The following is a 25644-nucleotide window of genomic DNA, read 5'->3' as shown; positions in this document are numbered from 1 at the left end:
CTATTATAGGGAGCAGACAGACCCCTATGGTTCCTGCTGTCAAGATCAACGCCTGGGAGGATCTCCCCCACCCCCGTTCCTCCGACCAGCACTCCCAGGCGTTGATCTCCCCCAGTTTTCAGCCGATGTAACCTCAGCCAAGCCGTCGAGCAACAGCCCGCTCTTCGTGATCCCCCTGCATCCGCCTGGTAGGGGCCGTTGTACTTTCCTCTACCCCCAGCCGCCCCAGACCTTGCTCACGCCAGCACACACAAAGAAGGCCGGCCAGGGCCAAAGCCCTGCCGGCTGTTCTGCTGCACTCCTACTTACCGCAATTGCTACTGCCGCTAGCTACTGGCGGGGATAAGGTCCCGCCGGCCCACCTTGCCCCTCTGCAGGCCAAGGCGAGCGATAATCTTGCCCTCCCAGGAGCGGCCCCTGAACAGGCGGCCCCTGCCAGGGTACCTGAGAGGAGGGAGGAGACTGGGGAGATGGAGCAGGCGGCGGAGTGGGAGCATTCGACCAGGACGGCGCAAACGGCGGCTGCGACATGGGCTGTCCCCAAGGAGCCGCCTGGGGAGCCGCCGAGGTCAGCCTCTGCTCAGCCGGGCCAGCAGTCAGCGGCCCCCGGCCAGGCTGCTGTTGCAGGGCAGACGCGGCAGCATGAGCAGCACGAGCACGCCGATCGTTGCGAATATGCCTCCAGACATAGAGGACGATCAGCACCAGCAAAGCCAGCACGATCACGCCATCGAGGCTATGAAAGATAGGGGCCAGCGTATCCAGATGATTGCCCAGGACCGTGCCAGCGTAAGCCAGGATCAGGCACCAGGGCAGCGAACCCAGGAAAGTATAAAGACAAAAGCGCCCAAACGGCATCTTTGTAATGCCAGCAGGTAGCGAAATGTATGTACGCACAACAGGTAGCAGGCGGGAGAAGAAGGTCGTTGCGCTCCCCCATCGTCTGAAGAACTCATCTGCCTTATCAGCATCATGCTGCGAGATGAGCAGATAGCGACCGTACTTAAGCATCAGTGGACGCCCACCGGAGGCTCCAATCGCATAGGCCAGCATCGAACCGAGCAAGCAACCAAGGGAGCCAGAGAGTGCCACCAGCAGCAGAGCTAACCAGGAGTTCAGGCCAGGAAGCAGGCGGCCCTGAGCGAGCATCACCCCGGCCAGAGGCATGACAATCTCACTGGGCAATGGAATGCAGCAGCTCTCGATCGCCATCGCCACTATGATCCCCAAGAGACCTGTCGAGACATAGAGATTCGTGATCAAGCTGGTCAAAGCTTCGATCAAGTGATTCAACAAAACACAGCCTCCTTCGTAAGGCAAGCTCCTGCACTTTTGCCCAATGCTAGCACACTCTGCCGACGGACGCCAGGGAAGGGGTACCAACGCCTCTTGGGAGTAGCTCCCTGGCTAGCCAGTTGGCTGATCAGCCGCGCCTTCCTCCTCAGTTTTCGCCTTTTCTTTCCGACTCCCGTTCAGGCTGTCTAGTCCTCGTCAGGCACCTGAAAGCGTCGAAGACGTGAAGAACGGCGAGTGATTGGTTCCTCGGCGAACTGACTCAACTCTGTGCGCAGAGGATCATCCTCATAGAGATACGGAGGGCGACGCACCAGAGGATTCCTCAAGCTCCCCGATGGAGAGCTGCGCAAGAGACGCTGCTCGCCAGCGGCGCGTACACGCCCTAGGCCGCTGTCGGTCTCAGCAGAAGGCGAGCGAGCAAAAGCACCGTTCCCTGTCCTCGGAGCAGACAGAGAATCATCATCATAGACCTCGTCAGCCTCAGTAGCCAACGGCGAACGACGCGCCGCCGTCTGAGATGAGATAGGGGAGACAGGCCCGACGGGACGTTCCGATCGTGCCAGCGACTGCGAACGCAGCTGGCGCTGCTGTACGGAAGCAGAGAGAGGCGAGGAGGAGGGAGAAGCAGACATCTGGCCAGCCAGGCCAGAAGAAGGGCGCGCCGCCAGCCTTGGCGGTGGCGGCGGAAGCATTGGCGAGATCTCAACATTCTCCTCGTTGAGGGCCTCCTCCTGCTGGCGCACAGCCTCTAGACGTGCCGTGCGCAGCGCCTCTGCAAAGTATTGACTCTGACGGCGCTGACTACCGGTTTGAGGGCGCGCCATGCCAGGATAGACTGGACCAGCGGCAGCCGGGGGAAGCCGATACCCTCCCTGCTGTGGTTGCGCACGGCGACCCTCGATGCGCGTCTGCGGATGAAGCGCTGAGGAATTGCGTCCAGTTGAGCGCGTCTGTAAAGGAACAGAAGAGGGGGAGCGAGCCGGAAGCTCTTGTGATAATGAGCGAGATAGACGTGATGAGAGCGGAGCGGAAGCAGGCCCCCGACCACGCACCATCTCCTCTTCTGGTTCCTCATCATCAAAGGTCACAAAGCCACCATTGGAATCAGTTTCCTCCTCTCCCTCAGCAAACATCCACTCGTCTTCCTCAGCCAGCAGCCCCTCATCACCATCAAGGCGCGTATAGCGCGTCGGACCTCGCCAGCCATCGCCAGCCAGCAGCGCCTGATGAGCAGCACGCGGAGGAGCAGGAGGAGGCGATTGATGTGCCGTTTCGAGGGCCATGTGAGCCTGCAACTCAGCCCGAAAATACTCATCATGTCGACGAGAGAGAAAGGAGAAGAGAGAGAGAGAGATAGGGATACTAAGCAGCAAGGCTGCCAATCCGCCTATCAGGCCACCAAGCACCCAGGAATTCAGCGTATTCCCGAACCACAGGACCACGGCAGCTGCAGCAACCAGCACGAAAGCCACGGCGGCGGCTCTCATAGGAAGTATATCCTTTCAAACAGAAGTTCTCCTCAGTACGAGCAAGAGCATGGCGAAAAAAGAGCAGGGCCTGCCCAGGAAGAGCCATGCCTCTCTTCTCAAAAACCCGGCCTGGGTATGCGCCTATCATCTTTAGTGACAGTATAACAGCGACGGGATTTCTTGGCAAGAAGCGCTCTAGCTGCCACGCCTTGGCGAGGGAGCAGGGGAGAGCCAGGCGACTCAAGCACAGCAGCTGACGGCAGCAGGCCGGAAGGATGCGAAAGAGGCTGTGCCGGCCAGCTGGGTAGCCACAAACAAACTAACCTCTCTTGAGGAGGGCGAGATAAGCGAGACCTAGATAATAAGGAAGAGGACGCAGCACGGCAGGATATGCACGTCCTCAGTGTTACACCCTACTCAACCCTGGGGAGGCCTCGTCTACTCTACCGAAGAGGAAGCCTTTAAAGCCAAGCCGCGCAGGCTTGACAGGGAGGAGAGCCAGGGAGCCACAGCGCAATATCGGCCAAGGAGAGCAAACTGGTCGAGATCAGGTCAGGCGGCCCGCCCTGAACCGCCGTAGTGGCGTACGATTGCAATCACTTTGCCCTGAATCTCCCACTCACGATCCCACTCGTCGCGCGGGATATAGATCGGCTCCAACTCAGCATTGGCCGGCTGCAGACGGACCTGTTCCTTCTCCAGGAAGAAGCGCTTGAGCGTTGCTTTACCGGGTGTACCCTCCACCAGGTGGACAGCCACCACGATATCACCGTTCTCGCAGGTGCGCTGGCGCTTAATCACCACATAGTCACCGTCGCAAATATGGTCCTCAATCATCGATTGGCCGCGGACAATGAGAGCAAAGCTGTTCTCGGGATCGACGCCATGCCCCACTTCGATGGTCTGGTCCGGTTCCGAGAAAATCTCGATCGGCTCACCAGCGGCGATTGTGCCCTCGACAGGAATGCCCCAAGGATGCCTGGTCAGCTTAATGCCGCGGCTCTTCTTCGCCTCGCGGATGATGTAGCCGCGCTTCTCCAGCATGCTCAGGTGGTAGTCGACATGGCCGGTGCTGGCGATCTTCATGGCCTTGCCGATCTCGCGGTTAGTCGGAGGCATCCCCTCCCGACGAATGTAATTGACGATGAATTCCAACATGCGCCGCTGGAACTCGCCCAATGGTTCAGGCATAATCCAGGTTCCTGCCTTTCTCCAAAAACCCGTTCTGCGAACATCGTCGCTGTCAAGAGTAGAACGGCTATTCGAGTCAATGATATCAGACAGGGCAAGACAAGTCAAGCTTTTTCTCGAACGTATTTTCGGAACAGGTTTTCAGGAGCGATTAGGAGCGAGCCGGGCTGCTTCAGGGGGAGGCAGGCCCTTGGAATAGGCGCCAGTCTTTGCTATACTATCGGACGAGGGGAGGTGATGGCGGGTCGCAGCCAGGCAGCGCCTGCTCCTTTCCTGTCCTGACCGTAGCCAGCGAGAGAAGGGCAAGCGATTTGCGCCAGACCCGTAGATAGATGTACAATAAAGGCGTCGAACACTCGCGGAACCGGCCATGAAAGAGGGAGTCAGAGACACATGGTTGAAATGACAGTCGAGAGTGTACGCATAAATCTGGCGACACAGCAACGGGTAGTCATTTTAAAGGCGCTAAGGCAGGAGCGCTATCTCTTCATCTGGATAGCGCATGCGGAAGCCTACGCGATTGCGATCGAGCTCCAGGGAGCTAGCTCCCCACGGCCTTTGACCCACGACCTGCTCAAGAATGTGATCACCGAGCTGGGCGCGAAGATTATGAGTGTCGTGATCTCTGACTTGATCGACGATATCTTCTACGCCCGCATTATCCTGGATGCCGACGGCAGGCACGTGGAGATCGATGCCCGCCCAAGCGACGCGATCGCGCTGGCTATTCGCGCCAAGGCTCCGATTTATGTCGAGGAGAGTGTGCTGGAGCGCGCTGGTGTCACGCCTGAGACGAGTGAGGAGCAGAGCCTGCCCAAGACCCCTCCGAAGAAGGAGCCGGAGCCGGATAATCTGGAGGCCTATCGCGACTTTATCAATAGCCTCGATGTGCTGGACGAGTTCGGTAAGGACTGACCCTGCCTGCCGCCCCGCCGCTGCCTCTTCCGGCTCGCCTTGCTGCATCGGGTCCCGCTCGCTTTCCACTGGCCCAAAACCGCGGCGGCGACGCGATGCCGTAGGGACATCGACCTAACGCTTGGCTCTCTTCTCCAACAACCGAGCAACCAGAAATGCTGCTCCGGCGAGGAAGCGAGTCTTTTCTTTTCCGCCGGCTTGCCTTCTCTCGGAAGCACAAAGGTCAGATGTGCCTCCACCAGTATACTGATGATCGATCGCTTTCCTGATCGATCACATGAGATTGTTTATTTAAAAACACAGCATAAAAAGAGCAAAAGCGGCATGAATGCTGCCCGGCGTTGCGAGAGGATGGCCCTGGCCCTGCCGCGACGCCCTGGGACTGATGCCTTTGGCTTCTCAGCCCTCCGCTATGGCTGATACGGTCTTGCTCAGCAGCGCAGGGACGAGCGCAGGGTCAGCGGAGAGCCTGTCAGCGGTCATGTTCCTGGCCTGGCCTGGCCACCTTGGACGGCGATAGTCCCTCCGGCTTGCCGATGCCTCCGCCTACTGCCATCAAGCTCTCAGTGCTGCATCCCTGTTGCCCCCTGCGCCCTTTTCCCTGCGCTCTCTCCGAGGATACCTTCTTAGGGCAAAGCGTCTGCTTGTCATTGTTTCTCCACTCACAATCGCCTGCCCTGGCTGAGTGAGACGGCTTTCCGGAGCCACAGGCTGGCAACAACGCCAGCCAAGGCCAAGTCAGCCTCGCCTGCTCGCGCGCAGTCTTTTAACCTCTTCCCCACCAGGCTCTTACGCTCTGTCGCCAGGTATGGTACAATGAGGCCGTTCTTAGCCGAGAAAGAGGAGAGCTTATCGTCGCCTATGACACAGTCCGACGTGCCTATGCAGGAGCAGAAACACAAGCAGGTTACCACTGCTCCACGATTACGCTTTGCCCCAAGCCCAACGGGCTTTCAGCATATCGGCGGTTATCGGACCGCCCTCTTCAGCTGGTTATTTGCTCGCCACAGCGGCGGTACTTTCATCTTGCGCATCGAAGATACTGACCTGAGTCGCACGGTCGAGGGCGCAGTGAGCTATCTGATCGAGGGCCTCAAGTGGCTCGGGCTGGACTACGACGAAGGCCCGGTTGTCGGCGGCCCGTATGGCCCTTATTATCAGACACAGCGCAAGGCCCTCTATCAGCAATACGCCCATCAGTTGATTGTCAGCGGCCATGCCTATCGCTGCTACTGTACGCCCGAACGACTGGAGCAGATGCGCAAGGAGCAAGAAGCCCAAAAGCTTCCACCTCGCTATGATCGCCGCTGTCGCTTTCTCACTACCGAGGAGCGCGCTGCTCTGGAGGCCGCCGGCCACAGCTGGACGGTGCGCTTCGCGATGCCGCTAGAAGGCGAGACCATTGTTCATGATGAGCTGCACGGCGATATCACCTTCAAAAATGCCGATCTCGACGATGCTGTGATCCTGAAATCGGATGGCTATCCCACCTACCATCTGGCGAACGTCATTGACGACCATCTGATGGGGATTACCCATGTCTTACGCGGCGAAGAGTGGATCGCGAGCGCCCCGCGCCACGTGCAGATTTACCAGGCATTGGGCTGGGAGCCACCGCTCTTCTATCATCTCCCCAATGTTTTGGGAAAGGATAAGAAGAAGCTGAGCAAGCGCCACAATGCTCCTTCTTGGGATACACTGCAGAAGCAGGGCTACCTCCCCGAGGCAGTCTTCAATTTCCTGGCGCTGCTGGGCTGGGCCTACGACGATAAGACAGAGATTTTTAGCCGCGAGGAGCTGATTCGCGTCTTTACGCTGGATCGCATCGGCGTCTCCGGGGGAATCCTCGATCCTGATAAGCTGACCTGGATGAACGGAGTCTATATTCGCCAGCTGCCTCTGGAGGAATTAACGCGGCGCACATTGCCTTATCTTGAGCGCCCCGCTGCCGAGGGTGGCCTCCCTGACAGTGTGCCTCGACCTCTCGATTTCGAGTATACGCAGCGCGTGCTTCAACTGGAGCAGGAGCGGCTAAAGACATTGGGAGAGGCTGCTCAAATGATCGACTTTTTCTATGTCGATGAGCTGCACTACGATACAGCACTTCTGATACAGAAGCAGATGGATGCAGCCAGCACCCGGGCGGCCCTGGAGCGCACGCGCGAGATTCTGGTCGCCCTCGATCTCTGGGAGCACAGCGCTCTCGAAGAGCCTCTACGTGCGTTGGCTGCAACGCTCGGACTGAAAACCGGTCAGCTCTTCGGAGCAATTCGCGTGGCTATCAGTGGACGCACGGTCTCACCCCCACTCTTCCAGACAATGGAGGTCCTGGGCCGTCAGCGCACCTTGCACCGTCTCGATCAGGCAATCGCTCGCCTCTCCTGAGCGGGTCGCAGGTCTGAAAACTCCTGTTCTCTGGAGTGAGCCGGCGCTTCGCCAGCAGTCCCTGCCTCGGGGATATCTCCATATTTTCAGCAGGCTAAGCCGCCGATCCTTTTTGAGCATCAGGAGAGGTCAACCCCATGATTAATCGCGATTATATTCTAAGATTGATCGAGCAGTTCAGCCGCGTTTTAGCGCGTGTGCTTCTCTTACGCCAGGGCTATCAGTATGAGGAGGCGCTCATATTGATCGATGAGTTGTTCCGGCAGACGCTAGGCTTGAACGCCGAGTTCTTGCTGGCGATCCCCGAAGAGATGCTCCTGGCCCTGGTGAAGCGTATCGATCTGCTCGATGTCGAGAAATGCCTTTGGGTAGCTCTCCTGCTCAAGCTGGAAGGCGATATTTATCAAGATCTAGAGCGCTATGAGGAAAGCTTCCCTCGTTATCAGCGCTCGTTACGCCTCTTTCTGGAGGCAGTCCTGCTGGAGGAGAATCCGCGCCAGTCAGATTTCTTTGCCGAGATAGAGGAGCTGCTGACGCTGCTGAGTCGCCATGAGCTGCCCGCCTCGCTGCTGACACGGATCATGCTCTACTATGAGAAAACTGGACGCTATGCCCAGGCAGAGGACGCGCTCTTCGAGGCTCTGAAGGCTCCCGATAGCAGCGATGAGGTTTTTGTGCAGGGTTTGGCCTTTTACGCTCGCTTGCAGGAGAAGAGCAATGCCGAGTTGCGAGCAGGCAATTTCTCGTCTGAGGAGATCAAGGAAGGGTTGTCAGATCTCCAGCGCTTACAGGAGGAGCGCCGTTCTCCCCCCTCAGCAGAGTAAAGCAGGCAGGGCAGTTGGCTGCTGGCCTGCTCTTCCTTTGCGTTAGTTGGCCCTCAGCGCTGTCCGTGAGGTGAGAAAATGTCGTTAGTAGAGACGCCTAAGCAGTCGTTTGCCTCTGCCACCTATCCGCGTTCGACAGTGGCCACAACCTGGCGCTGGCTCTGGCCAGACGTGTTGATCCGCATCGTCCCCCTGAGCGGAATCCCCCTGCTCTGGCTGGTCTTCTCGCACCAGCCGCCGGCGGAACTGGGCCTGAGCCTGCCAGCGGCCCTCGGGATGCAGCTGGCCCTGGGGCTGGGCCTGGGCAGCCTGATGGCTTTGCTGGCTATGCTCTACCGCAGTCTGATCGTGGGACCGCACTTTCAACGCCCGACGCCAGGCGACCATCTACTGCAGGCACTCTACTATCTCCTCATTAATGCTCCAGCAGAAGAAGTCTTCTTTCGCGGCTTTTTGCTGCGCCTGGTCTGGCAATGGACAGGCTGGAGCGGCTGGGGCTGGCTGATTAGCACTCTGGTGTATACGCTCTACCACCGTCTAGGAGGGTGGAACTGGCGCAGCATCGCGGGTGTGGGCCTGGCCGGGATGGTCTTTAGCAGCCTCTACGTACTACAGCCCACCCCCCCATCGCTGTTGAGCGTGGTCTTGGTGCACGGCCTCACCACCTGCGGCTTTCTCAGCTGGGGCGATGAGTTCCTCTATCAACGCTGGTGCCGTCGTCATAGCCAGGATCTGCCCGCCTCCAAAGGCTGAGGCAGAGCAAGACGAGACTCACGCCTCGCCATCGAAGCTCGCTGCGGCTGCTTGACGCTTCCTGGGGTTGTTCAGATCTGTTAACCCCAGCCCTGCCTAGTCGTCTCTGCCTTCCGCTACACGGAGCACAAGGAAGAAAGCCGCGAGCGTAGAGTTGGTCAGCATTTGTCTCACCCAGCTTCAGTCGGCCTGGTCGCTCGCAGACCAGGTGCTCTCTCCCCCGATTGGGCCGCCCCTAGGCCGGTGGCTTCCCTTGCAGGGAGAAAGTATGATATCCTTGACTCGCTAATCAAGCAAGTCTCTACCTTATCGGTTTGGAGGTTCATTCGTTGAGAGTCGTTGTCACTGGTGGAGCGGGTTTCATCGGCTCCCATCTGTGCAAACGTTTGCTAGAGGCCGGCCATCATGTACTCTGTGTGGATAACCTGATCACCGGATCAGAAAGAAATATAGCTGAATTGCGCCATTATCCTCGTTTCACTTTCCTCTATCATGACGTTACCCAGCCTTTCGCTTTTGAGGCTGAAGCGATTTTTCATTTAGCCAGCCCGGCCAGTCCCGTGGGCTATATGGAGCACCCGATAGAAACCATCCTGGTCAATAGCCACGGTACTTACCTGCTGCTAGAGGAGGCCCGGCGCCAGCAAGCCCGCTTTCTGCTGGCCTCTACTTCGGAGGTCTATGGTGACCCCCTGGAGCACCCGCAGCGTGAAGACTACTGGGGCCACGTCAACCCGATCGGACCACGTGCTTGTTATGACGAAAGCAAGCGGCTGGGCGAGACGTTGACAATGGAATTTTATCGCCAGTATCATACAGATGTGCGCATCGTGCGCATCTTTAACACCTATGGCCCCAACAGCCAGCCGAACGACGGGCGCATGATTCCGAACTTTATTACCCAGGCTCTCAAGAATGAGCCGCTGACTATCTACGGCGATGGAAGCAAGACCCGCAGCATCTGTTATGTCAGCGACCTGGTCGAGGGGCTGATGTTGGCTATGTTCCACCCACAGACGACCGGCGAGGTTTTCAACCTGGGCAATCCGGAAGAGCACACCGTTCTGGAGTTTGCTCAGACCATTATCCGGCTTTGCCATTCCTCATCACCCATTGTGTTTGAACCAGCCCGCGTCGATGACCCCGAACGACGCCGCCCTGATATCTCCAAGGCTTGTCGCCTGCTGGGCTGGCATATCACTGTTCCAATGGAGGAGGGATTGCGGCGAACGATAGAATGGTTTAGTAAGGAACAAAGTTCCCTCTCGGCGATCTCCTGACCGGTGCCCGCTCCGAGAGGAGCTTTTGCGACTATGGCAGAATTTAGCACATCATGAGAAGCTTTAGCATCTTTACAAGAGAAGCCGGAGTCGATGTTTCTCTCCTCTTTCGTTTGAGAGCAACTTTGCGCTCCTTCCTGACAGGGGCCAACGCGGTTGGCCTGATAGGGGCTGCTTTAGCTCTCGGCTGCCTGCTCACGCTCCCCGCGCCGTGGAACATTCGTCTGCCGATCTATCTGATCCTCAGCGTCTGGGTTCTGCTCCGGCCCCAGGTCGCTCTTTACCTTCTCCCGTTAAGCATTCCCTGGGGAGCACTTGATTATATCAGCCTTGGCTCGCTGCGCCTCAATAGTACCGATATCCTGGTGATTCTCCTGGCCGCCTCCTGGTTGGCCGGTCATGTTCTGCGCAGCGGCAACGCAACCAACGGACCGCGCGGCTACGAGCGGCAGGCTGTTCCGCCGCTGCTGCTGGTGGGACTGGCCGTACTGCTGATCAGCATGCTTGTTTCAATGACTGTGGCGATCAGTGTGAAATCAAGTGTAAAAGAAATCTTTAAGTGGGTCGAGGTGTTGATCGTTGTTGTGGCCGGCAGCAGTTATATTCGCACGCGGCGCCAGGGCTGGACAATTGTGATTTTCAGCCTGGTGGCAGCGCTTTCGCAGGCAGCCCTCGGCTATTATCAGGAGCTGTTCAACATCGGTCCCAGCAGCTTTGTGCGCGGCGAGAGCCTGCGGGTCTATGGCACGTTCAATCAGCCCAATCCCTATGCTGGCTATATCAATCTTTCGCTGCCTATCGCTCTGGCTCTGACCATCGCGAGCGGCAAGAAACAAACCCGCTGGCTGGCCGCTGGCGTGAGCGTGCTGCTGGCCCTGGCCGAGTTCTTCAGCCAGTCACGCGGGGGTTGGCTGGCCCTTATCACCGCCGTCCTCTTGATCTTGCTGGTGGGCCTGCCCAGCCTGCGCCCCTTTTGGCGCCTGCTCATCGTCGGCTTCTGGGCGCTGGTAGAGAGCATCTTGATTGGCATTATTCCGCAGAATCTCTTTATTCCATTGTTAAATTTCATTGGGGTTAATAATATCTCCTTCACACAGCCGAGCGCTCAGCAGTACGCTACAGCAGAGCGACTGGCCCATTGGCTGGCAGGGATTCACATGTTTCTTGATCACCCGTGGCTAGGAGTAGGCATTGGTAACTATGGTGACGCTTATCCGCGCTATGCGATCGGCATCTTCGTCATTCCCCTCGGTCACGCCCACAACTATTTCATCAATGTCGCGGCAGAGATGGGCCTGCTAGGACTGATAGCCTACACCTTCTTTGTTGTTGTCATCGCTGGGCTGAGCGCTCGCGCTTACCATCGTCTGCGCCGCGCCTACTGGGAGCTGGCTGCCAGCCCAGCGTCCAACAGCGTGGGTGTCTCCGCCCTTCGCTGGAAGCAGCGGCTCGCTCATCTTGGCAATGATCAGGCTCTGGCCCTGGGCATCGTGGCAGCGCTTCTTACGGTTCTCGTGCATAATATGGTTGATAATCTCTACGTGCAAGGCATGACCAATCTCATGGCTCTCCTTCTGATTGTTCTGCTTCGCCTGGAGCGCCTGACCCTGGCCGAACACCAGCAGCAGGGGCAGAGAGACAGTAATCCTACTCGGGCAGCCATCCAGAACGAGCCAACACTGGCCGCACGTACGTGACCCGGCTAGCCCTCTCTGCGTTTAGCAGAGAAGGAAGGAAGCATCTGGCCAGGGAAAGGAGAGAGGAGCCTGCTGCTTAGAGATAGAGAGAAGAAGGTACAATCCTAACTCTGAGCAAGCAGGCCCTGTCAGGTCTCAAAGTCGGCCCAGGCCAGACGAGGTATCAGGCAAGGCAGTCTGTGAAAGGCGATCCCTCAAGCAGGCTGCTCAATGAGAAGAGCGCAGTTGTGCGATTGAGAAGAGTACCGCCGGAAGCTCTTCTTCCCGCGGATGAGGGTCGCTTTTGCTGGCTGCCGGCGCCCCAAGTCTCGGAGCGCTCTGCGGCTCAGCACGCGCCTGCAGCAGGTAGCTTCGATGCATGCGAGGCGCGTGAGGGGCGTCCGGGCTTGCTCTTCTCCTCTCTGAGCAGGCCCGTAACTAACCAGTAGAGAGCTAGGTTGGTCATTTGTGGCCAAGCATAAGCACGTACAGGAGAAGGATCTCCGAAGGAGTCTGCACTGATGAGTCAGTGGTTTCAGCACGGCAAGGATGAGGCCGAGAGAGAGCGTGGCCGCCCCTTAGAACAGGCGGCGCTCTTGCAGGAAGGGGCTGTAAGCGAGGCCCCTCTGACCATCGATGAACACGACGAGCAGCCCATTACAGCAGAGCAACTTTCGCTTGGTAAGCGTTTGCTGAATTGGCGTACCATTGTGCCCCTGGTCGTTGTGCTGCTGGCGCTGCTGCTCTTCTTAAAGCAAGAGAAGATCAATCTCCAGCAGACCTGGTTAGCTATTGAGGCGGCCAATCCTCTCTTTTTCGCCCTAGCCTTTGTGATCTACTACCTCTCCTTTCCTCTGCGAGCCTGGCGCTGGCGCATTCTATTGCAGAACGCCGGCCAGGGCCAGGGAGCAGAGAATGCACTGCACCTCCCGCCTTTCTGGAAACTGGTAGAGATCGTCTATATCTCCTGGTTTGCCAATGCCCTGGTGCCAGCCAAGCTCGGCGACCTTTACCGGGCCTATCTGCTGCGGCAGGAAAGCGGTTCTTCTGCTACACGTACCTTCGGCACCGTGTTAGCAGAGCGCCTGCTCGATCTCATCGTGCTGCTCTGTCTGTGTATTCCGGCCTTGATGATCAGCCTCCATGAGCGTATGCCCTGGCAGGTGCGTTTCGGTTTGAGCGTAACCCTGGTCGCAGTACTGGTCGGTATTGCCGCCCTGGGACTGCTGCGATGGCTGCACGAGCCGATCGGGAAGCGCATTCCGGCACGCTTGCGTGGCTACTATGAACATCTGCAGGGGGGCATCCTCGGCTCCTTTCGCCATCTGCCCACCCTGGGCCTGCTGACCCTGGCCATCTGGAGCTGTGAGGCACTGCGTTTCTTCTTCGTGGTTCTGGCGCTGCAGCTCCTGCAAGGCCCTTTGCTGCACCTGTTGGCGGTGGCGATCCTCATCGCTCTGGTCGAGGCATTGCTGACGGTCATCCCCTTCACCGGGGGCGGCGTGGGTCTGGTCGAAGGAGGAATGATCGCTATGATCTCTCTCTTCCGCCCCCATGCCACTAGCCTGGCCCTGGCAGCCATCGTGCTGGACCGCACTATTAGCCTGCTCAGCATCCTGGTGATCGGCTTTATCGTCTTCTTCATCGCCTTCGGGAGACAAACAGCAAAGCAGTCCCTAGATGCTTGACAGAGCCAACTCACCAGTCTTATAATCTCCCCGTAGGCCCGCGGGATGGCTTAAACGGACATCAAGACTGCAAGGGCTCCACTCTGACCAACCTTCAGCCAAACAGCAAGGCAGAGGAGCCCTCACCCCCACAACCGTTTGGGGATGCGTCCAGGCAGGCACACGTGCCGACGCAGACACAATGGCAAACACCATCTCGAAACCAGGCCGAGAGGGGGGGGAGTCCTGCTGTCGGAAGTCAAGGTTAGCGAAAATGAGCCGTTTGAGGCTGCGCTGAAACGCTTCAATCGCAAGATCCAGCAAGACGGCATTCTCGCCGAGGCGAGACGCCGAGAGCACTACGAGAAACCAAGCGTGAGGCGCAAGAAGAAAGAAGCAGCAAAACGTCGCAAGACAGCCCGTAAAAATAAGTAGTCCGTAACCCCTGTCGGATTACGCTTGAGCGCTCGATACCCTGCAAAGCAACTATATAGTTGCAAGTATACGATGAGCAAGGATCACGCTTGAGCACCTAAAGGGCAAACGCAGAGAACAATGCATGCGAAAGGCAGGTGCTTTTCCGACAGGGGTTTCTTTTTGGCGCGCCTCTGGTTCGTGGTTCGACTGGTAAACCTGCCCTCTGCACTTGTGCAGGCTCAGCTTTACTTAGGTCATCTGCTTCCGTCACTGCAAGGCGCTTCCTGCTGGCCGGCTCGCTCGCTTTGGCCAATCAATCAGTCAGAACGCAAAAGACGCCAACAAGGGCTCCAGGCAAGTTCCTGCCTGGATTATTGCAAAGTTCCTGCCAATAATGAGGGGCCTTATGGACGAACAGCTGTCGCAAGTTGTTGACCTGTATGTCACGCTGGAAGATGTGGCACTGAAGCGCTCGTTCGATGAGGCGCTAGCCTCGGTCGATCTGGATGCTTTCGCCCGCCGCGCCCTGCTAGAGGCCGGGGTAGACCAGCCTGTGATGTTTACCTTGATGGTCACTGACGACGCTACGATCCAGGAGATGAATAACCAGTACCGCCAGCAGAATAAGCCTACCGATGTACTCTCTTTCCCGCTCCTTGATCAGCCGCTGGTCGAGGCCCCCGCAGAGCTGCTCTGGCAACCACCAGAGCAGGCTGATAATTTAGCATCAGAGGCCGCTGCTTCCACTCCTCCCCCATTCATCACTCCCCCAGGCCAGCCGACAAACCTGGGCGATATTGCTATTTCCTGGCCCACCGTGCTTCGTCAGGCCGCTGCTGCTGGTCACAGCCCTCGACAGGAGTTTCTCTATCTGTTGGCCCACGGCATCCTCCATCTGGTCGGCTACGATGATCAGACGCAGGCCGGCTATGAGACAATGGTCCGCAAGCAGGAGGCGATCCTGGCGGCCACAGGAGAACGCGTCGGCGGCTTATGAGCGAGCTGAGCGATCCCAGACACGCGCCTCGCAGCTCCTGGGGCCGTTTCCTGGCCGGTTTTACCTACGCTTTCAGGGGACTCTGGTACGCCTTACGCACTCAGCGTAACTTCCGTGTCCATACCGGCGTCGCTCTGCTAGTGATCATCGCCGCCTCGCTCCTGCGCCTCTCTCCCGTCGAGCTCGCTCTAGTGGCGGTGGCAATCGGCAGTGTATTCACTAGCGAGCTGGTGAATACAAGCATTGAGCTGTGCCTTGACCTGCTGCATCCCCAATACCATCCCCTGGTGAGAGCCGCCAAGGACGTGGCCGCGGGGGCCGTACTCTTGAGTGCGTTGCTCGCTGTAGCAATCGGCGTCTGCGTCTTCGGGCCTCATCTTTGGAGCTGGTGGCTAACCCTACGGCACTGAGTCAAGAGGCGGTTGCCACTCTCTTCCGGTTGTGTCGCTGCCACTCCGCTCCGCTCTCTTTCTCGCTGCGGATAGTTTTTCACTCGTCTTCCTGGCTCCGCAGCCTCTTCTCCGGGCCACCACGCCCTGGCGAGGATTGAGATACTTGACAGATCGCAAGAGAGATTGCTATCATCAAAGAAGAGGGCGCAGACCACCGTCTTACTTCCATAGTCCGTGGTCTGCGTTGACCCTGCGCCCGTAGTTCAGTTGGATAGAACAGCGACCTTCTAAGTCGCCTGTCGCAGGTTCGAGTCCTGCCGGGCGCGCTTCATTTGCTGTATAAAGGAGAGGGAATAGATCTCGATTGGCTGAGAGGCCAGTCGGTCTTCTCCTCTCCTTTTTTCCTTGCCGGTGGAGATGCCCCCCTGAGCGAAGGAGGCAGTTAGCGAAATTTTTTTTACAGTTTCCTGACAGTTTCTTGAACATCAGCCCCTATAGTTAGCGAAGGGAAAGCAGTGTGCACCTCCGCCGACCTGAGACCTTTGCGACCCTGGCCCGGCTGACGACACGCTGAGGCAAGCGCCTGTACGGAGGACAGAGAGGTCTGACCGGAGCGGCCATCATCCTAGTCTAGCGCTGAGGCTACGCCTCTCTGTGGCTCTGCTCTGGTTCGCTATCCCATTCCCGCGAAGGGAGATAATCTGTGCATTGTGATCCATGCTCCAGACGCCCTGCGCCCCGATGGTTGCGCTTTGGTCTGCTCGTCGGGCTGATAGCCACCATCGTCTTTGTGGTAACTGGCTGCAGCACGGGCAATTCATCGACGGCGATGAGCAATTCACCAGCGCCAACACCCCGGCAGGTACTTGTTCTGCCCAACGTTGGAACCCAGGACCTTAACTATCTCGATCCAGCCCAGGAGCCGGATGCTAACGATCCAGCCCAGGGACCTGATCCAAACTCGGCGCTCGCTCTGAGCATGCTCTACAGCGGTCTGGTGCGGACCGACAAGGACCTGAACGTGGTCCCCGACCAGGCCAGTTGGGAAATTTCCCCCGATGGACGAGTCTATACCTTTCATCTGAAGCCGAACATCGCCTTTTCAGACGGCACCCCGGTCACAGCAGCCACCTACGTCTATTCTCTGACACGCGCTCTGCTGCCCGAAGTGAAATCTCCCCTGGCCGCAGTTCTTGAGAAACCGATTGTTGGAGCGAGCGCTGTCATTAGCGGGAAGAGCCGGGTCCTGACCGGCGTACAGGCAGTCGACCGCTATACGCTGCGCATTACGCTGACACGACCGACTCCCTATTTCCTGGCTTCGCTCACTAACGAACTCTTTTTTCCTGTTAATCAGCAGCTGATCGAGCGCTATGGCCAGAGCGACTGGACCGAGCATGCCGTAGGCAACGGCATCGGCTGCGGGCCATTTATGGTGAAAGCCTGGGAGCACAATGTCAAAATGATCCTGGTGCCGAATCCGTACTACTATGGGGCTCGCCCACGCCTGCACGAGATCGATATGATTTTTGTGAATGACCCGGCAACCGCTTATCAGCAGTATCGCGCCGGACAGTTCAGTCTGATCTGGAATATCCCTCAGAGCGATCTTGCAGCAGCTCGCGGTCTGGCCGGTTTTGTCTCTAATCCGCAGCAGGAAACAGACATGCTCTTCTTCAATACCCACATGCCGCCTTTCGATAACGCTACGGTGCGCCAGGCCTTTGCTTATGCGCTGGATCGAACCACTCTGGTGCAGACACTCCTTAAGGACGCCGCGACCTTGGCCCCAACGCTGATTCCTCCCGGTCTGCCAGGCTACCAAACGGACTATCAGGGACTGCCGTTCGACGCCGAGAAGGCTCGTGAATTGCTGCACTCGGTCTACCCCGATACAGCCCTGGTGCCGCCTATTGTGTTGACCTATCCGACCGCGCTGCTCTCGCGTGGCGAGGCCAACGCTCTCTGCAGCATGTGGTCAAGCGTCCTCAATATTTCTGTTAAACCCCTGCCGGTCGAGCTGAATGCCTATACCGATGAGCTGAGCCAGCACCAGGTCCAGCTGGGCTTCATTCAATGGTATGCGCTCTACCCTGATCCCCACAACTGGCTCGCCCCTAACCTGCTCTCTGGCGCTCTTCATAATGAGTCGCTCTGGCAAAACCAGACCTTCGATCAACTGATCGCCCAGGCCGATCAAACGAGTGGAGAGGCCCGCTTTGCTCTCTATCAGCAGGCAGAGCAGCTGGCTCTCGAAGAGGTGGCTATCCTGCCCCTGGACCATGAGACCATCAACGCCATTATTCCCCCCTGGGTACACGGGATTAGCCTCAATGCTCGCGGCCTCTACGTGGAGGATTGGTCACAGGTCTATCTCTCGCCACATTGAGTGAGAACAGCTAGCCATCGTCCAGAGGCAGCCCAGCACCAGCTGGGGGAAGTAGCAAGCAAAAGCCAGTCGATAATATAGGGACGAGACAGCTCCAACAGGCTGGTGAAGGCCGCGCCGACCGGCATTGGCGCGGCCTTCAGATACGACCCTCCGCGGCTCACCTCCCGCCTGCTTTTTCTCCTGCTCCAGCCATTCATCATAGCCCGCCTCGCAGCTATGCCCCAGAAGCGAGGGAGTCGAAGCGCTCGGGGCCACAGGCCAGCAGCAGTGGAGAACGCCGTCCCGTGCAAATCAAATCGCTGATCAGCTGACCAGTGAGGGCACTCAACATCACCCCAACACTACCATGTCCGGTCGCTAGAAGGACATTCTGCCAGCCAGGGAGCAGGCCCAGGATTGGCAAGCCATCAGGTGTGATCGGTCGCAGTCCGGCCCAACTGTGCTCAAGCGTAGCGTCAGTCAGCGCCGGCACTAGACGCCGCGCCTGCGCGAGCAGCCAGGCTACTCCCTCGCTAGTCACGCGCGCATCAAAGCCGGCCTCCTCACGCGTAGCTCCCACCGTCAGCGAGCCATCTCGCCGAGGAATAAGGTAGATGGCCCGGCCAAAAATAAGGTGACGGAGCGCCGGCAGCCCCGTCGGCGGGCGTAAGCTCAGAAGTTGTCCCCGCACAGGTCTCACTGGCACAGCGTGGCCCAGCCAGGCGCCGCAGTGGACACTCCAGGCCCCCGCCGCAATCACCAGGGAGCCGCAGCCAATCTCTTCACCCGTCTTAGTCTGGACAGCCAGCACTCGATCAGCATGCTGGCGCAGGCCGCACACTTCGCTGCCTTCGTAGCAACGGGCCCCAGCCTGACGCGTAACCCAGGCAAGCGCTTTGAGTAGCTCCCTGGCCCTAAGCTGCCCCTCTTGGGGAGCGTAAACAGCCCCCTCGACCTCAGCGCTGAGCAGCGGCTCCCGCCGTCGCGCCTCTTCTCCACTGAGCCAGCTCAGCTGCAAACCTAGCGGCTGCCAGTGCGCCAGCCGCCGCTGCAGACGCGCTACCGCCCGCGGCTCACAGGCCAGACGCAAAGCCCCAGGCTGCTCAAGCTCGATCTGAAGACCGCTGCTCGCTTCCAGCTCGGCCACCAGCTCCGGTAGAATGGAGCAGCCCGCGAGTAATAACGAAGCCATAGGGCCTGGCCCATTGAGCGGGCCAAGCGGAGCAAGCAGACCCGCCGCTGCTGCTGAGGCCCCAGCACCGACCTTCGCTTGCTCCAGAAGGCAAACGTCAATCCCGGCCCGGCGTAGATAGTAGGCGATCGACCAACCAATGACCCCAGCCCCGATAATGACTACATCTGCTTGATCACGCATTCTCCTCTCCCTGTTCTTGACCGCTGATATGCTCTTGCCCAAGTCAAGGAGAAGTATAGCGCCTTTTCCTGGCCTGAGCATAGCCCAGGCGTTTCGGTAAGCCGATCAATTCTCTACTACAGGAGTATCTCAGGCTAAATAATCTCTTCAATTTATAACAACTTGATATACTGTTAGCTTGCATTAGTGTTTTAAAATAAGTAAGGGATAGGTAAACAGAGATTCCCATTTAAAGTCAACAATAAGGAGGAAGAACGACATGTTCTTTCATGTACAGAAGCTCATCAACGAGATTGTTCCAGATGAACCAGACCCGGCAGCCGCCAATGCTCTGCAAGAGGGACTGGGTGGTCAGTTTGGAGAAATGCGCACAATGATGCAGTATTTGTTCCAGAGCTTCAACTTCCGCGGCAAGGCCAAGCCCTACCTCGACCTGATTCAGGGCATTGGGGTCGAAGAGATCAGCCATGTCGAGCTAATTGCCACCACCATCAACCGTCTTCTGGATGGCTCGCCGCGCTACCGTGGAGAGATTCCGGCCAACGGAGCCACCCCGCTCAACATTGCCCTTAAGGAGGGGAACATCCACCACTTTCTGGTCGGAGCGCAGGGAGCGCTGCCCATCGACGCTGCTGGCAATCCCTGGTCAGGCTCCTACGTCTACAGCAGCGGCAACCTGGTGCTCGACCTGCTCAACAACCTGGTTTTGGAGGCCACCGGGCGACTCCAGAAGTGTCGTCTCTACGAGATGACCAACAACAAAACCGCGCGTTCCACCATTGCCTATCTGATCGTGCGCGACGAGGTGCACGAGAAAGCCTACGCCAAAGCGCTTGAGACCCTTGGAGTCCAGTGGGGGAAGATCCTGCCCATTCCCAAGTTTGACGCTAGCAAGCTACCTGAAGTCAAGCGTCTGATGGACATGGGCCTTCATAACCAGCTCCACCACTGGCGCCTCGACGGCTCTGAGATGGGCAAGATCTTCCAGGGGCCTTCACCAGCCCAGGATGGCACCTTGACCACCACTCAGAAGCCGCCCGAGGGAGCCCCTATCAAGCTCAGCGAAGCACGTCCCGAGGAATTCTCTCCGGGCTTGACGCCGGAGCTAGAGAAGCTGATTCAGCAAATCGAGGCCGTCAAGGTCTGAGAGCAGTAGGGCACGCTTCAGCCTGGTCAGGCTGAGGCACGAACGGAACGAGCAAACCGACCTCACCAGAGAAACGACAACCGGGCATGCTCTCGCCAATTCATCACCCGAGAGTATGCCCGGTCTCTTGTCTCCTTTTCATCTCACCGGCGGCCTGCCAAGAGAAGCCGGCTCGCTCGCGCCCACTGAGAGAGACCAGGGCCGCAGTCCGCAGGAGAGGCAACAGAAGCGTCCCTTCCCTTCCGCTGCTGCTCCCACCCCTTCTCACTCGTCACCAGTTTACCAGCCGATCCGGTAGGCAGACAGACGAACGAGCACAGCCAGTGAGCCAGCAACTATCTCTGCAACGAGCGAGCAAAGGCCTCGAAGAGGCGACGCTGTTCCTCGGTCAAGTGAGTTGGCAGAACCACATTCACCTCAGCGTAGAGATCGCCACGCTGATCCGGCTGTCCCAGAACCGGCATGCCCTGGCCACGCAGGCGGAAAGTCTTGCCATTGGGGGTCTCCGGCGGGATCTTCAGCAACAGGCGACGGCCCGACGGCGTCGGCACCTCCACCTCGCCGCCCAACATAGCCGTTACCAGAGGGACATCGACCCGCGTACGCAAAATCGTACCCTCACGAGTAAAACGCGGATCAGGCCGGACATGGATACGCAAGTAGAGATCACCGCGCCCAGCGGCCCCCGGGAGTCCTTGACCAGGGATACGAATGCGGGCACCATCCTCGACGCCGGCGGGGATCTTGACTTCCAGGCGGCGGCGGCTGCCATCGATATCTTCCACCTCAATCATGCGGGTAGCGCCATCGTAAGCCTCCGCCAGCGACACCTCCAACACTGACTCCACATCGCGCCCAAGCGGAGCCTGGCGCCCGACGGTGCGGCCTGTCCGTGCCCGCCCACCGAAGGGGCTGCCGAAGAACATCTCGAAGAAATCGGAGAAGGGCGAAGCGCCACCGAGTAGATCCTCCAGATCCTCCTCGGTGATCGTCTGATAGCGATATCCGCCAGAGCCAGAGGCACCCGGCCAGCGCCCATAGCGCTGATAATAGCTGCTCAGCTCATCATACTTCTTGCGCTTCTCAGGATCAGATAGGACCTCGTAGGCCTCGTTAATCTCTTTGAAGCGTTCTTCCGCCGTCTTATCTCCTGGATTCACATCAGGGTGATACTGGCGCGCCAGCTTGCGGTAAGCCTGCCGGATGGTCTTATCGTCGGCGTTACGATCTACACCCAGGATCTTATAATAATCTTTGTAGTCGACAGCCATAGGTGCCTCCCCCCAGGAAGATGTGAGCTACAGGCCCTTCAATCATAACTACTTAACCACCCATTCAGCCTTCCACGGGCCTGACCCATACCCTTGAATAGGAATGACCGCCTGCAGAGTAGTGGTAAGATTGAGCGCTCCCAAGGTAAGCACGCCCCACTCCCTCCCCTTATAGGAAGGCAGGGAGGGGAGCCACATGTGCAGGGAAGGAGCCTTCACGAGTGAACAAGCAGGCAAGCAAACATATCAGCATCTCACTCAACGGACCTGACACCGGCATCAGTCACACGAGATGGCAGCGGAAGGAGGACGGCGGCAGCCAGCATCAGTCCGCTGCTGAGAGGAGACAGTCTGCTTGGTGGGCGATTCAGTAACGTTAGCCAGCCAGCTCACCAGGCGACGAGCGAGCAGGGATCGTGATACCTCTTACTTGCATTCGTGCAGTCTGGGCCGCTGGTGAGCTGGCCGGTTCACCTGCACAGGTGGCGGCCTCGCTAGCTAGCCTGAGCAGCCGAACGAGGCCGCCTGATGCAGAGCAAGAGCCAGCCAGAGACGAGGCACTGGAGCACCTCCGGGGAGCGGCTCAGACCTCGCGATACTCACCCTCGATGGGGCCAGAATCACCGCCATCGGAGGGGTTCGAGCTGGAGGATGAACCGCCGCCCGGAGCAGCACCGGCACTGGCTCCAGCCTGGCTGTAGATCTCCTGGCCGATGCGCGACAGCGAGCGCTCCAGTTCATCGAGCGTGCTACGCACACGAGCGACATCGCTGCCCTTCAGGGCATCACGCACCGCCGCAATGTTGCTCTCCACCTCGCTGCGCAGGCTGGCCGACACCTTATCGCCCATATCGCGCAGCGTCCGCTCAGCCTGATAGGCCACGCTATCAGCGCGGTTGCGCAGCTCGATCTCCTCACGGCGACGCCGGTCCTCTTCCGCATACTGCTCGGCCTCGCGCACCATGCGCTCCACTTCCTCCTTGCTGAGGCCGCTAGAGGCAGTGATCGTAATCTTCTGCTCGCGACCGGTGGCCTTATCGCGTGCCGAGACATTCAGGATACCGTTGGCATCGATATCGAAGGTTACCTCGATCTGCGGCACCCCACGCGGCGCGGGCGGGATACCTTCCAGGCGGAAGCGGCCCAGGCTCTTGTTATCGCGAGCCAGCTCGCGCTCGCCCTGCAGCACATGGATCTCGACTGCCGTCTGATTATCTTCAGCGGTGCTGAAGAGCTCCGTCTTGCGCGTTGGGATCGTTGTATTGCGCTCGATGAGCTTCGTCATCACGCCGCCCAGCGTCTCAACACCCAGCGACAGCGGCGTGACATCGAGCAACAGGACGTCGCGCACCTCACCCTTGAGCACACCAGCCTGGATCGCCGCACCGATCGCTACCACCTCGTCCGGGTTGACACCCTTATGCGGCTCCTTGCCGAAGAGGCGGCGCACCATCTCAATGACCGCCGGCATGCGCGTCTGACCACCGACCAGAACCACCTCGTTGACATCGCTGGGGCGAATACCGGCATCGGCCAGAGCCTGCATTACCGGCCCGCGAGTGCGCTCGATCAGATCGCTCACCAACTGCTCCAGCTTGGCGCGCGTCAAGGTCATCATCAGATGCTTGGGGCCATTGGCATCAGCGCTAATGAAGGGAAGATTGATCTCCGTCTGCAGTGAGCTGGACAGCTCAATCTTCGCGCGCTCAGCAGCCTCCTTCAGGCGCTGCAACGCCATACGATCCTGACGCAGGTCGATGCCATGCTCCTTGCGGAACTCATCGGCCATCCAGTCGATAATGCGCTGGTCGAAGTCATCGCCACCCAGGTGGGTATCACCATTGGTGGCCTTCACCTCGAAGACGCCATCACCGAGCTGCAGAATCGAGATATCGAAGGTACCGCCACCCAGATCGTAGACAGCGATGATCTCATCCTTCTTCTTATCCAGACCATAGGCCAGCGAGGCCGCCGTCGGCTCATTGATGATACGCAGAACCTCTAGACCGGCGATCTTACCGGCATCCTTGGTGGCCTGGCGCTGCGAGTCGTTGAAGTAGGCCGGGACCGTAATCACAGCCTGCGTAATCTTCTCGCCCAGCTTCGCCTCGGCATCCAGCTTCAGCTTCTGCAGGATCATCGCTGAGATCTCCGGCGGGCTGTACTCACGGCCACCCATCACAACCCGCGCATCACCATTGGGCGCCCTGGTGATCTTGTAAGGCACCAGCTTCATTGTGCGCTGGACCTCGGGGTCGTCAAAGCGGCGCCCCATCAAGCGCTTGACCGAATAAATCGTGTTCTCCGGGTTGGTGATCGCCTGGCGCTTGGCAAGCTGACCTACCAGTCGCTCACCTGTCTTGGTCACCGCCACCACCGACGGGGTCAGGCGCGAGCCTTCGCTATTCTCCAGGACTACCGGCTCGCCCGCCTCCATCACCGCCACCACCGAGTTGGTTGTCCCAAGATCAATGCCGATCACTTTAGCCATCGCTACAATCCCTCCTTCGCGGAGGAGAAAGCGCTCTCCTGAGAAGGCTCTCTCCTCACACTACTCATGCTTTCACTCACTTCGTACCTTCAAGCTCTTTCGTCATCTCGTCACTTCAACACTGCTATACCCACGTCGCCAGCCATAGCAGGGCAGGTCTCTGTCAGTACTTGTATCACATATCACAAAAACTGTCAAGTCAATTTACCCAAACCGTCAGATATGGAACAGGCTGTTATGGAGCAGACGGCGAAGAAGTGGTAGGCTGTGAGCCGGCCACAACGACCTGAGCCGGGCGGACAATCCGCTCGCCAAGCATATAGCCGGGGCGCACGATCTGCAGGACAGTGCCCTCGGGGGCACTAGCCTGGGTATCGAGGGCCACGGCCTCGTGCAGGCGCGGGTCGAACTGCTCGCCCTGGCGCCCAATCTGACGGATGCCCAACTCGGCCAGGGTGCTGGCGAGGCGCCGGGCCACCAGGTGCAGCCCCTGAACCCAGGGCTGATGAGCCAGTTCAGGGGGAGTGGCGCTTAGGGCGCGTCCCAGATCATCGAGCACGGGCAGCAGACGCCGCAGGAGAGCAATCTGGGCACTGAGGCTGGCCTCCTCCTGCTCCTGCCCTACACGGCGCCGGTAGTTGATAAAATCGGCCTGTGAGCGACGCAGCATATCCAGGTACTCTTCTGATCGCCGCTGCTCCGCGGCCAGCTCGCGCTCCAGGCGACTGACCAGTTGCGCTTTATCATCCTCCACGGCCTGCTGTGGCCTGGCTTCCTGCTGTCGCTCCTGCCCTTGATGCCACATTTCCTGCCTCCTCTAGCGCGAAGACGAGGCCAGCAGTGCTCCGGCACCCCCCGGCTGCCTCTGACCAGCCGCCTCGCGCAATATCAGACCTGTAACTTTTAACTTTATCATAGTTTGTCAAACGCTCGCAGAACTGACGGGCATTTCTTTAGCAGAAGCTCGGAGAAATACGAGTCTTTTCTGCTCTTGTCCCGCCACCTCTTTCCTGTTTTCCGATCTTCGGAACACCCCTGCCGAGGCAGCCAGCTGCTTGCGCCCCTAACACCCCTATTTGGGCGTCCGCCTTCCTCCCCCTGGGGTAGGGCGAGCGCCGTCGGAGCCGGACCGACACAGCGTGCGCACAGACAGGCAGCCTGCTTCCCCTTCTCCCCTCCATCCTCCTCTCTCTTCCACTCTGCTCACTCCCGCGCCGACTCAGAGCCTACCGCTCGCTCAGCGGGATCAGCCTCAGCGGCGTGCTGGTCTGCCTGCGATAGCCTGATGCGAGCTAGGGACTGCGACGGCTGCCCTGCACTGTCCGCCTGTCCACCCGCCGTCTCCTGCGAGCTGTGCTGCTCGCCAACGCCGGCTTGCTCGCTCAACGCCCGGCGTACCTCGATACGCACTCCGGCACTTTCTCCGACCTCGCCCAGCCCCAGCACTTCGAAGAGTCGACGCATCTCACGTAGCGCATTCTCAGCGCGCATTTGCGCCTCTCTTGCCTCCTGAATTTCTTGCTGGAGAACGCGGACATGCCTGCGAATCTGCATGATATAGCGAATGCCAACCGCGTTCACTCCCTGCTCATATAATTCGGCCACCTCTTCGAGGATGGCCAGATCACTATCGGAGTAGAGGCGATTCTTGCCGCTTTGACGCGCCGGCTCCAGGAGGCCCGCTTTTTCCAGCTCTCCTCCATAGCGTCGCAACATGTGCGGAGGCA

General features: G+C 58.7%; 20 protein-coding genes and 1 tRNA gene. 13 read left to right on the top strand and 8 right to left on the bottom strand.

Annotated elements, in window-relative coordinates:
* Positions 1-330: 330 nt before the first annotated feature.
* From IRZ31_RS09260 to lexA, 3 genes are all read right to left on the bottom strand, one after another.
* On the bottom strand, positions 331-1296 hold the full coding sequence (locus tag IRZ31_RS09260) for a DedA family protein (RefSeq protein WP_297152705.1): 966 nt from the start codon (positions 1294-1296) through the stop codon (positions 331-333).
* Positions 1297-1481: 185 nt separating this feature from the next.
* Complete coding sequence (locus IRZ31_RS09255) at positions 1482-2783, bottom strand: hypothetical protein (protein WP_297152703.1); 1302 nt, start codon at positions 2781-2783, stop codon at positions 1482-1484.
* A 534-nt stretch (positions 2784-3317) separates the two neighbouring features.
* A complete protein-coding gene (gene lexA / locus IRZ31_RS09250) occupies positions 3318-3956 on the bottom strand; it encodes a transcriptional repressor LexA (RefSeq protein ID WP_112427474.1) in 639 nt (212 codons plus the stop codon).
* Between the two features lie 393 nt (positions 3957-4349).
* Here lexA and IRZ31_RS09245 point away from each other — a divergent pair, with 393 nt between their 5' ends.
* The 12 genes from IRZ31_RS09245 (at position 4350) to IRZ31_RS09190 (ending at position 17651) form a co-directional block, all read left to right on the top strand.
* Positions 4350-4871: a bifunctional nuclease family protein gene (locus IRZ31_RS09245; protein ID WP_052888665.1), complete on the top strand. Its 522-nt coding sequence runs from the start codon at positions 4350-4352 to the stop codon at positions 4869-4871.
* A gap of 861 nt (positions 4872-5732) precedes the next feature.
* Positions 5733-7256, top strand: a complete 1524-nt coding sequence (gene gltX, locus IRZ31_RS09240; protein WP_297152699.1) for a glutamate--tRNA ligase — start codon at positions 5733-5735, stop codon at positions 7254-7256.
* Positions 7257-7393: 137 nt separating this feature from the next.
* Positions 7394-8080, top strand: coding sequence for a DUF6483 family protein (locus tag IRZ31_RS09235; protein ID WP_297152697.1), 687 nt, complete (start codon positions 7394-7396; stop codon positions 8078-8080).
* 78 nt (positions 8081-8158) lie between these two features.
* Positions 8159-8833 carry a CPBP family intramembrane glutamic endopeptidase gene (locus tag IRZ31_RS09230; RefSeq protein ID WP_297152695.1) on the top strand — a complete coding sequence of 225 codons (675 nt, stop codon included), beginning with the start codon at positions 8159-8161 and terminating at the stop codon, positions 8831-8833.
* Between the two features lie 329 nt (positions 8834-9162).
* The gene (locus tag IRZ31_RS09225; RefSeq protein WP_297152693.1) at positions 9163-10113 is read left to right on the top strand and encodes a UDP-glucuronic acid decarboxylase family protein; all 951 of its coding nucleotides are present in this window, start codon (positions 9163-9165) and stop codon (positions 10111-10113) included.
* Between the two features lie 53 nt (positions 10114-10166).
* Positions 10167-11810 (top strand): O-antigen ligase family protein, encoded by a 1644-nt coding sequence (locus tag IRZ31_RS09220; RefSeq protein ID WP_297152691.1) that lies wholly within the window; start codon positions 10167-10169, stop codon positions 11808-11810.
* Between the two features lie 500 nt (positions 11811-12310).
* The gene (locus tag IRZ31_RS09215; protein ID WP_297152689.1) at positions 12311-13477 is read left to right on the top strand and encodes a lysylphosphatidylglycerol synthase transmembrane domain-containing protein; all 1167 of its coding nucleotides are present in this window, start codon (positions 12311-12313) and stop codon (positions 13475-13477) included.
* Between the two features lie 228 nt (positions 13478-13705).
* On the top strand, positions 13706-13891 hold the full coding sequence (gene rpsU / locus IRZ31_RS09210) for a 30S ribosomal protein S21 (RefSeq protein WP_081839175.1): 186 nt from the start codon (positions 13706-13708) through the stop codon (positions 13889-13891).
* Between the two features lie 388 nt (positions 13892-14279).
* Positions 14280-14870, top strand: coding sequence for an rRNA maturation RNase YbeY (ybeY, locus tag IRZ31_RS09205; protein ID WP_297152687.1), 591 nt, complete (start codon positions 14280-14282; stop codon positions 14868-14870).
* Positions 14867-15280 carry a diacylglycerol kinase family protein gene (locus IRZ31_RS09200; protein WP_297152685.1) on the top strand — a complete coding sequence of 138 codons (414 nt, stop codon included), beginning with the start codon at positions 14867-14869 and terminating at the stop codon, positions 15278-15280. Before ybeY ends, IRZ31_RS09200 begins: the two co-directional genes overlap by 4 nt.
* A 234-nt stretch (positions 15281-15514) precedes the next feature.
* A tRNA-Arg gene (locus IRZ31_RS09195) sits at positions 15515-15588 on the top strand.
* 377 nt (positions 15589-15965) lie between these two features.
* Positions 15966-17651 carry a peptide ABC transporter substrate-binding protein gene (locus IRZ31_RS09190; RefSeq protein ID WP_297152682.1) on the top strand — a complete coding sequence of 562 codons (1686 nt, stop codon included), beginning with the start codon at positions 15966-15968 and terminating at the stop codon, positions 17649-17651.
* A gap of 217 nt (positions 17652-17868) precedes the next feature.
* Here IRZ31_RS09190 and thiO read toward each other — a convergent pair whose 3' ends face one another.
* A complete protein-coding gene (gene thiO / locus IRZ31_RS09185) occupies positions 17869-19008 on the bottom strand; it encodes a glycine oxidase ThiO (RefSeq protein ID WP_297152680.1) in 1140 nt (379 codons plus the stop codon).
* 259 nt (positions 19009-19267) lie between these two features.
* On the opposite strand from thiO, the gene IRZ31_RS09180 reads away from it, so the two are divergent.
* A complete protein-coding gene (locus tag IRZ31_RS09180; RefSeq protein ID WP_297152679.1) occupies positions 19268-20155 on the top strand; it encodes a manganese catalase family protein in 888 nt (295 codons plus the stop codon).
* A 335-nt stretch (positions 20156-20490) separates the two neighbouring features.
* On the opposite strand, the gene IRZ31_RS09175 is transcribed toward IRZ31_RS09180, so the two are convergent.
* The 4 genes from IRZ31_RS09175 to IRZ31_RS09160 form a co-directional block, all read right to left on the bottom strand.
* Positions 20491-21426, bottom strand: a complete 936-nt coding sequence (locus IRZ31_RS09175; protein WP_297152677.1) for a DnaJ C-terminal domain-containing protein — start codon at positions 21424-21426, stop codon at positions 20491-20493.
* Positions 21427-22009: 583 nt separating this feature from the next.
* On the bottom strand, positions 22010-23917 hold the full coding sequence (gene dnaK / locus IRZ31_RS09170; protein ID WP_297152675.1) for a molecular chaperone DnaK: 1908 nt from the start codon (positions 23915-23917) through the stop codon (positions 22010-22012).
* Between the two features lie 235 nt (positions 23918-24152).
* The gene (locus tag IRZ31_RS09165) at positions 24153-24722 is read right to left on the bottom strand and encodes a nucleotide exchange factor GrpE (RefSeq protein ID WP_297152673.1); all 570 of its coding nucleotides are present in this window, start codon (positions 24720-24722) and stop codon (positions 24153-24155) included.
* A 398-nt stretch (positions 24723-25120) separates the two neighbouring features.
* Positions 25121-25644: MerR family transcriptional regulator (locus tag IRZ31_RS09160; protein WP_297152670.1), on the bottom strand; the 524-nt coding region annotated here is incomplete at its 5' end.

The sequence above is a fragment of the Thermogemmatispora sp. genome, from assembly GCF_019683635.1.
Taxonomy (GTDB): domain Bacteria; phylum Chloroflexota; class Ktedonobacteria; order Ktedonobacterales; family Ktedonobacteraceae; genus Thermogemmatispora.
This window is presented reverse-complemented; position numbering and strand designations above follow the sequence as displayed.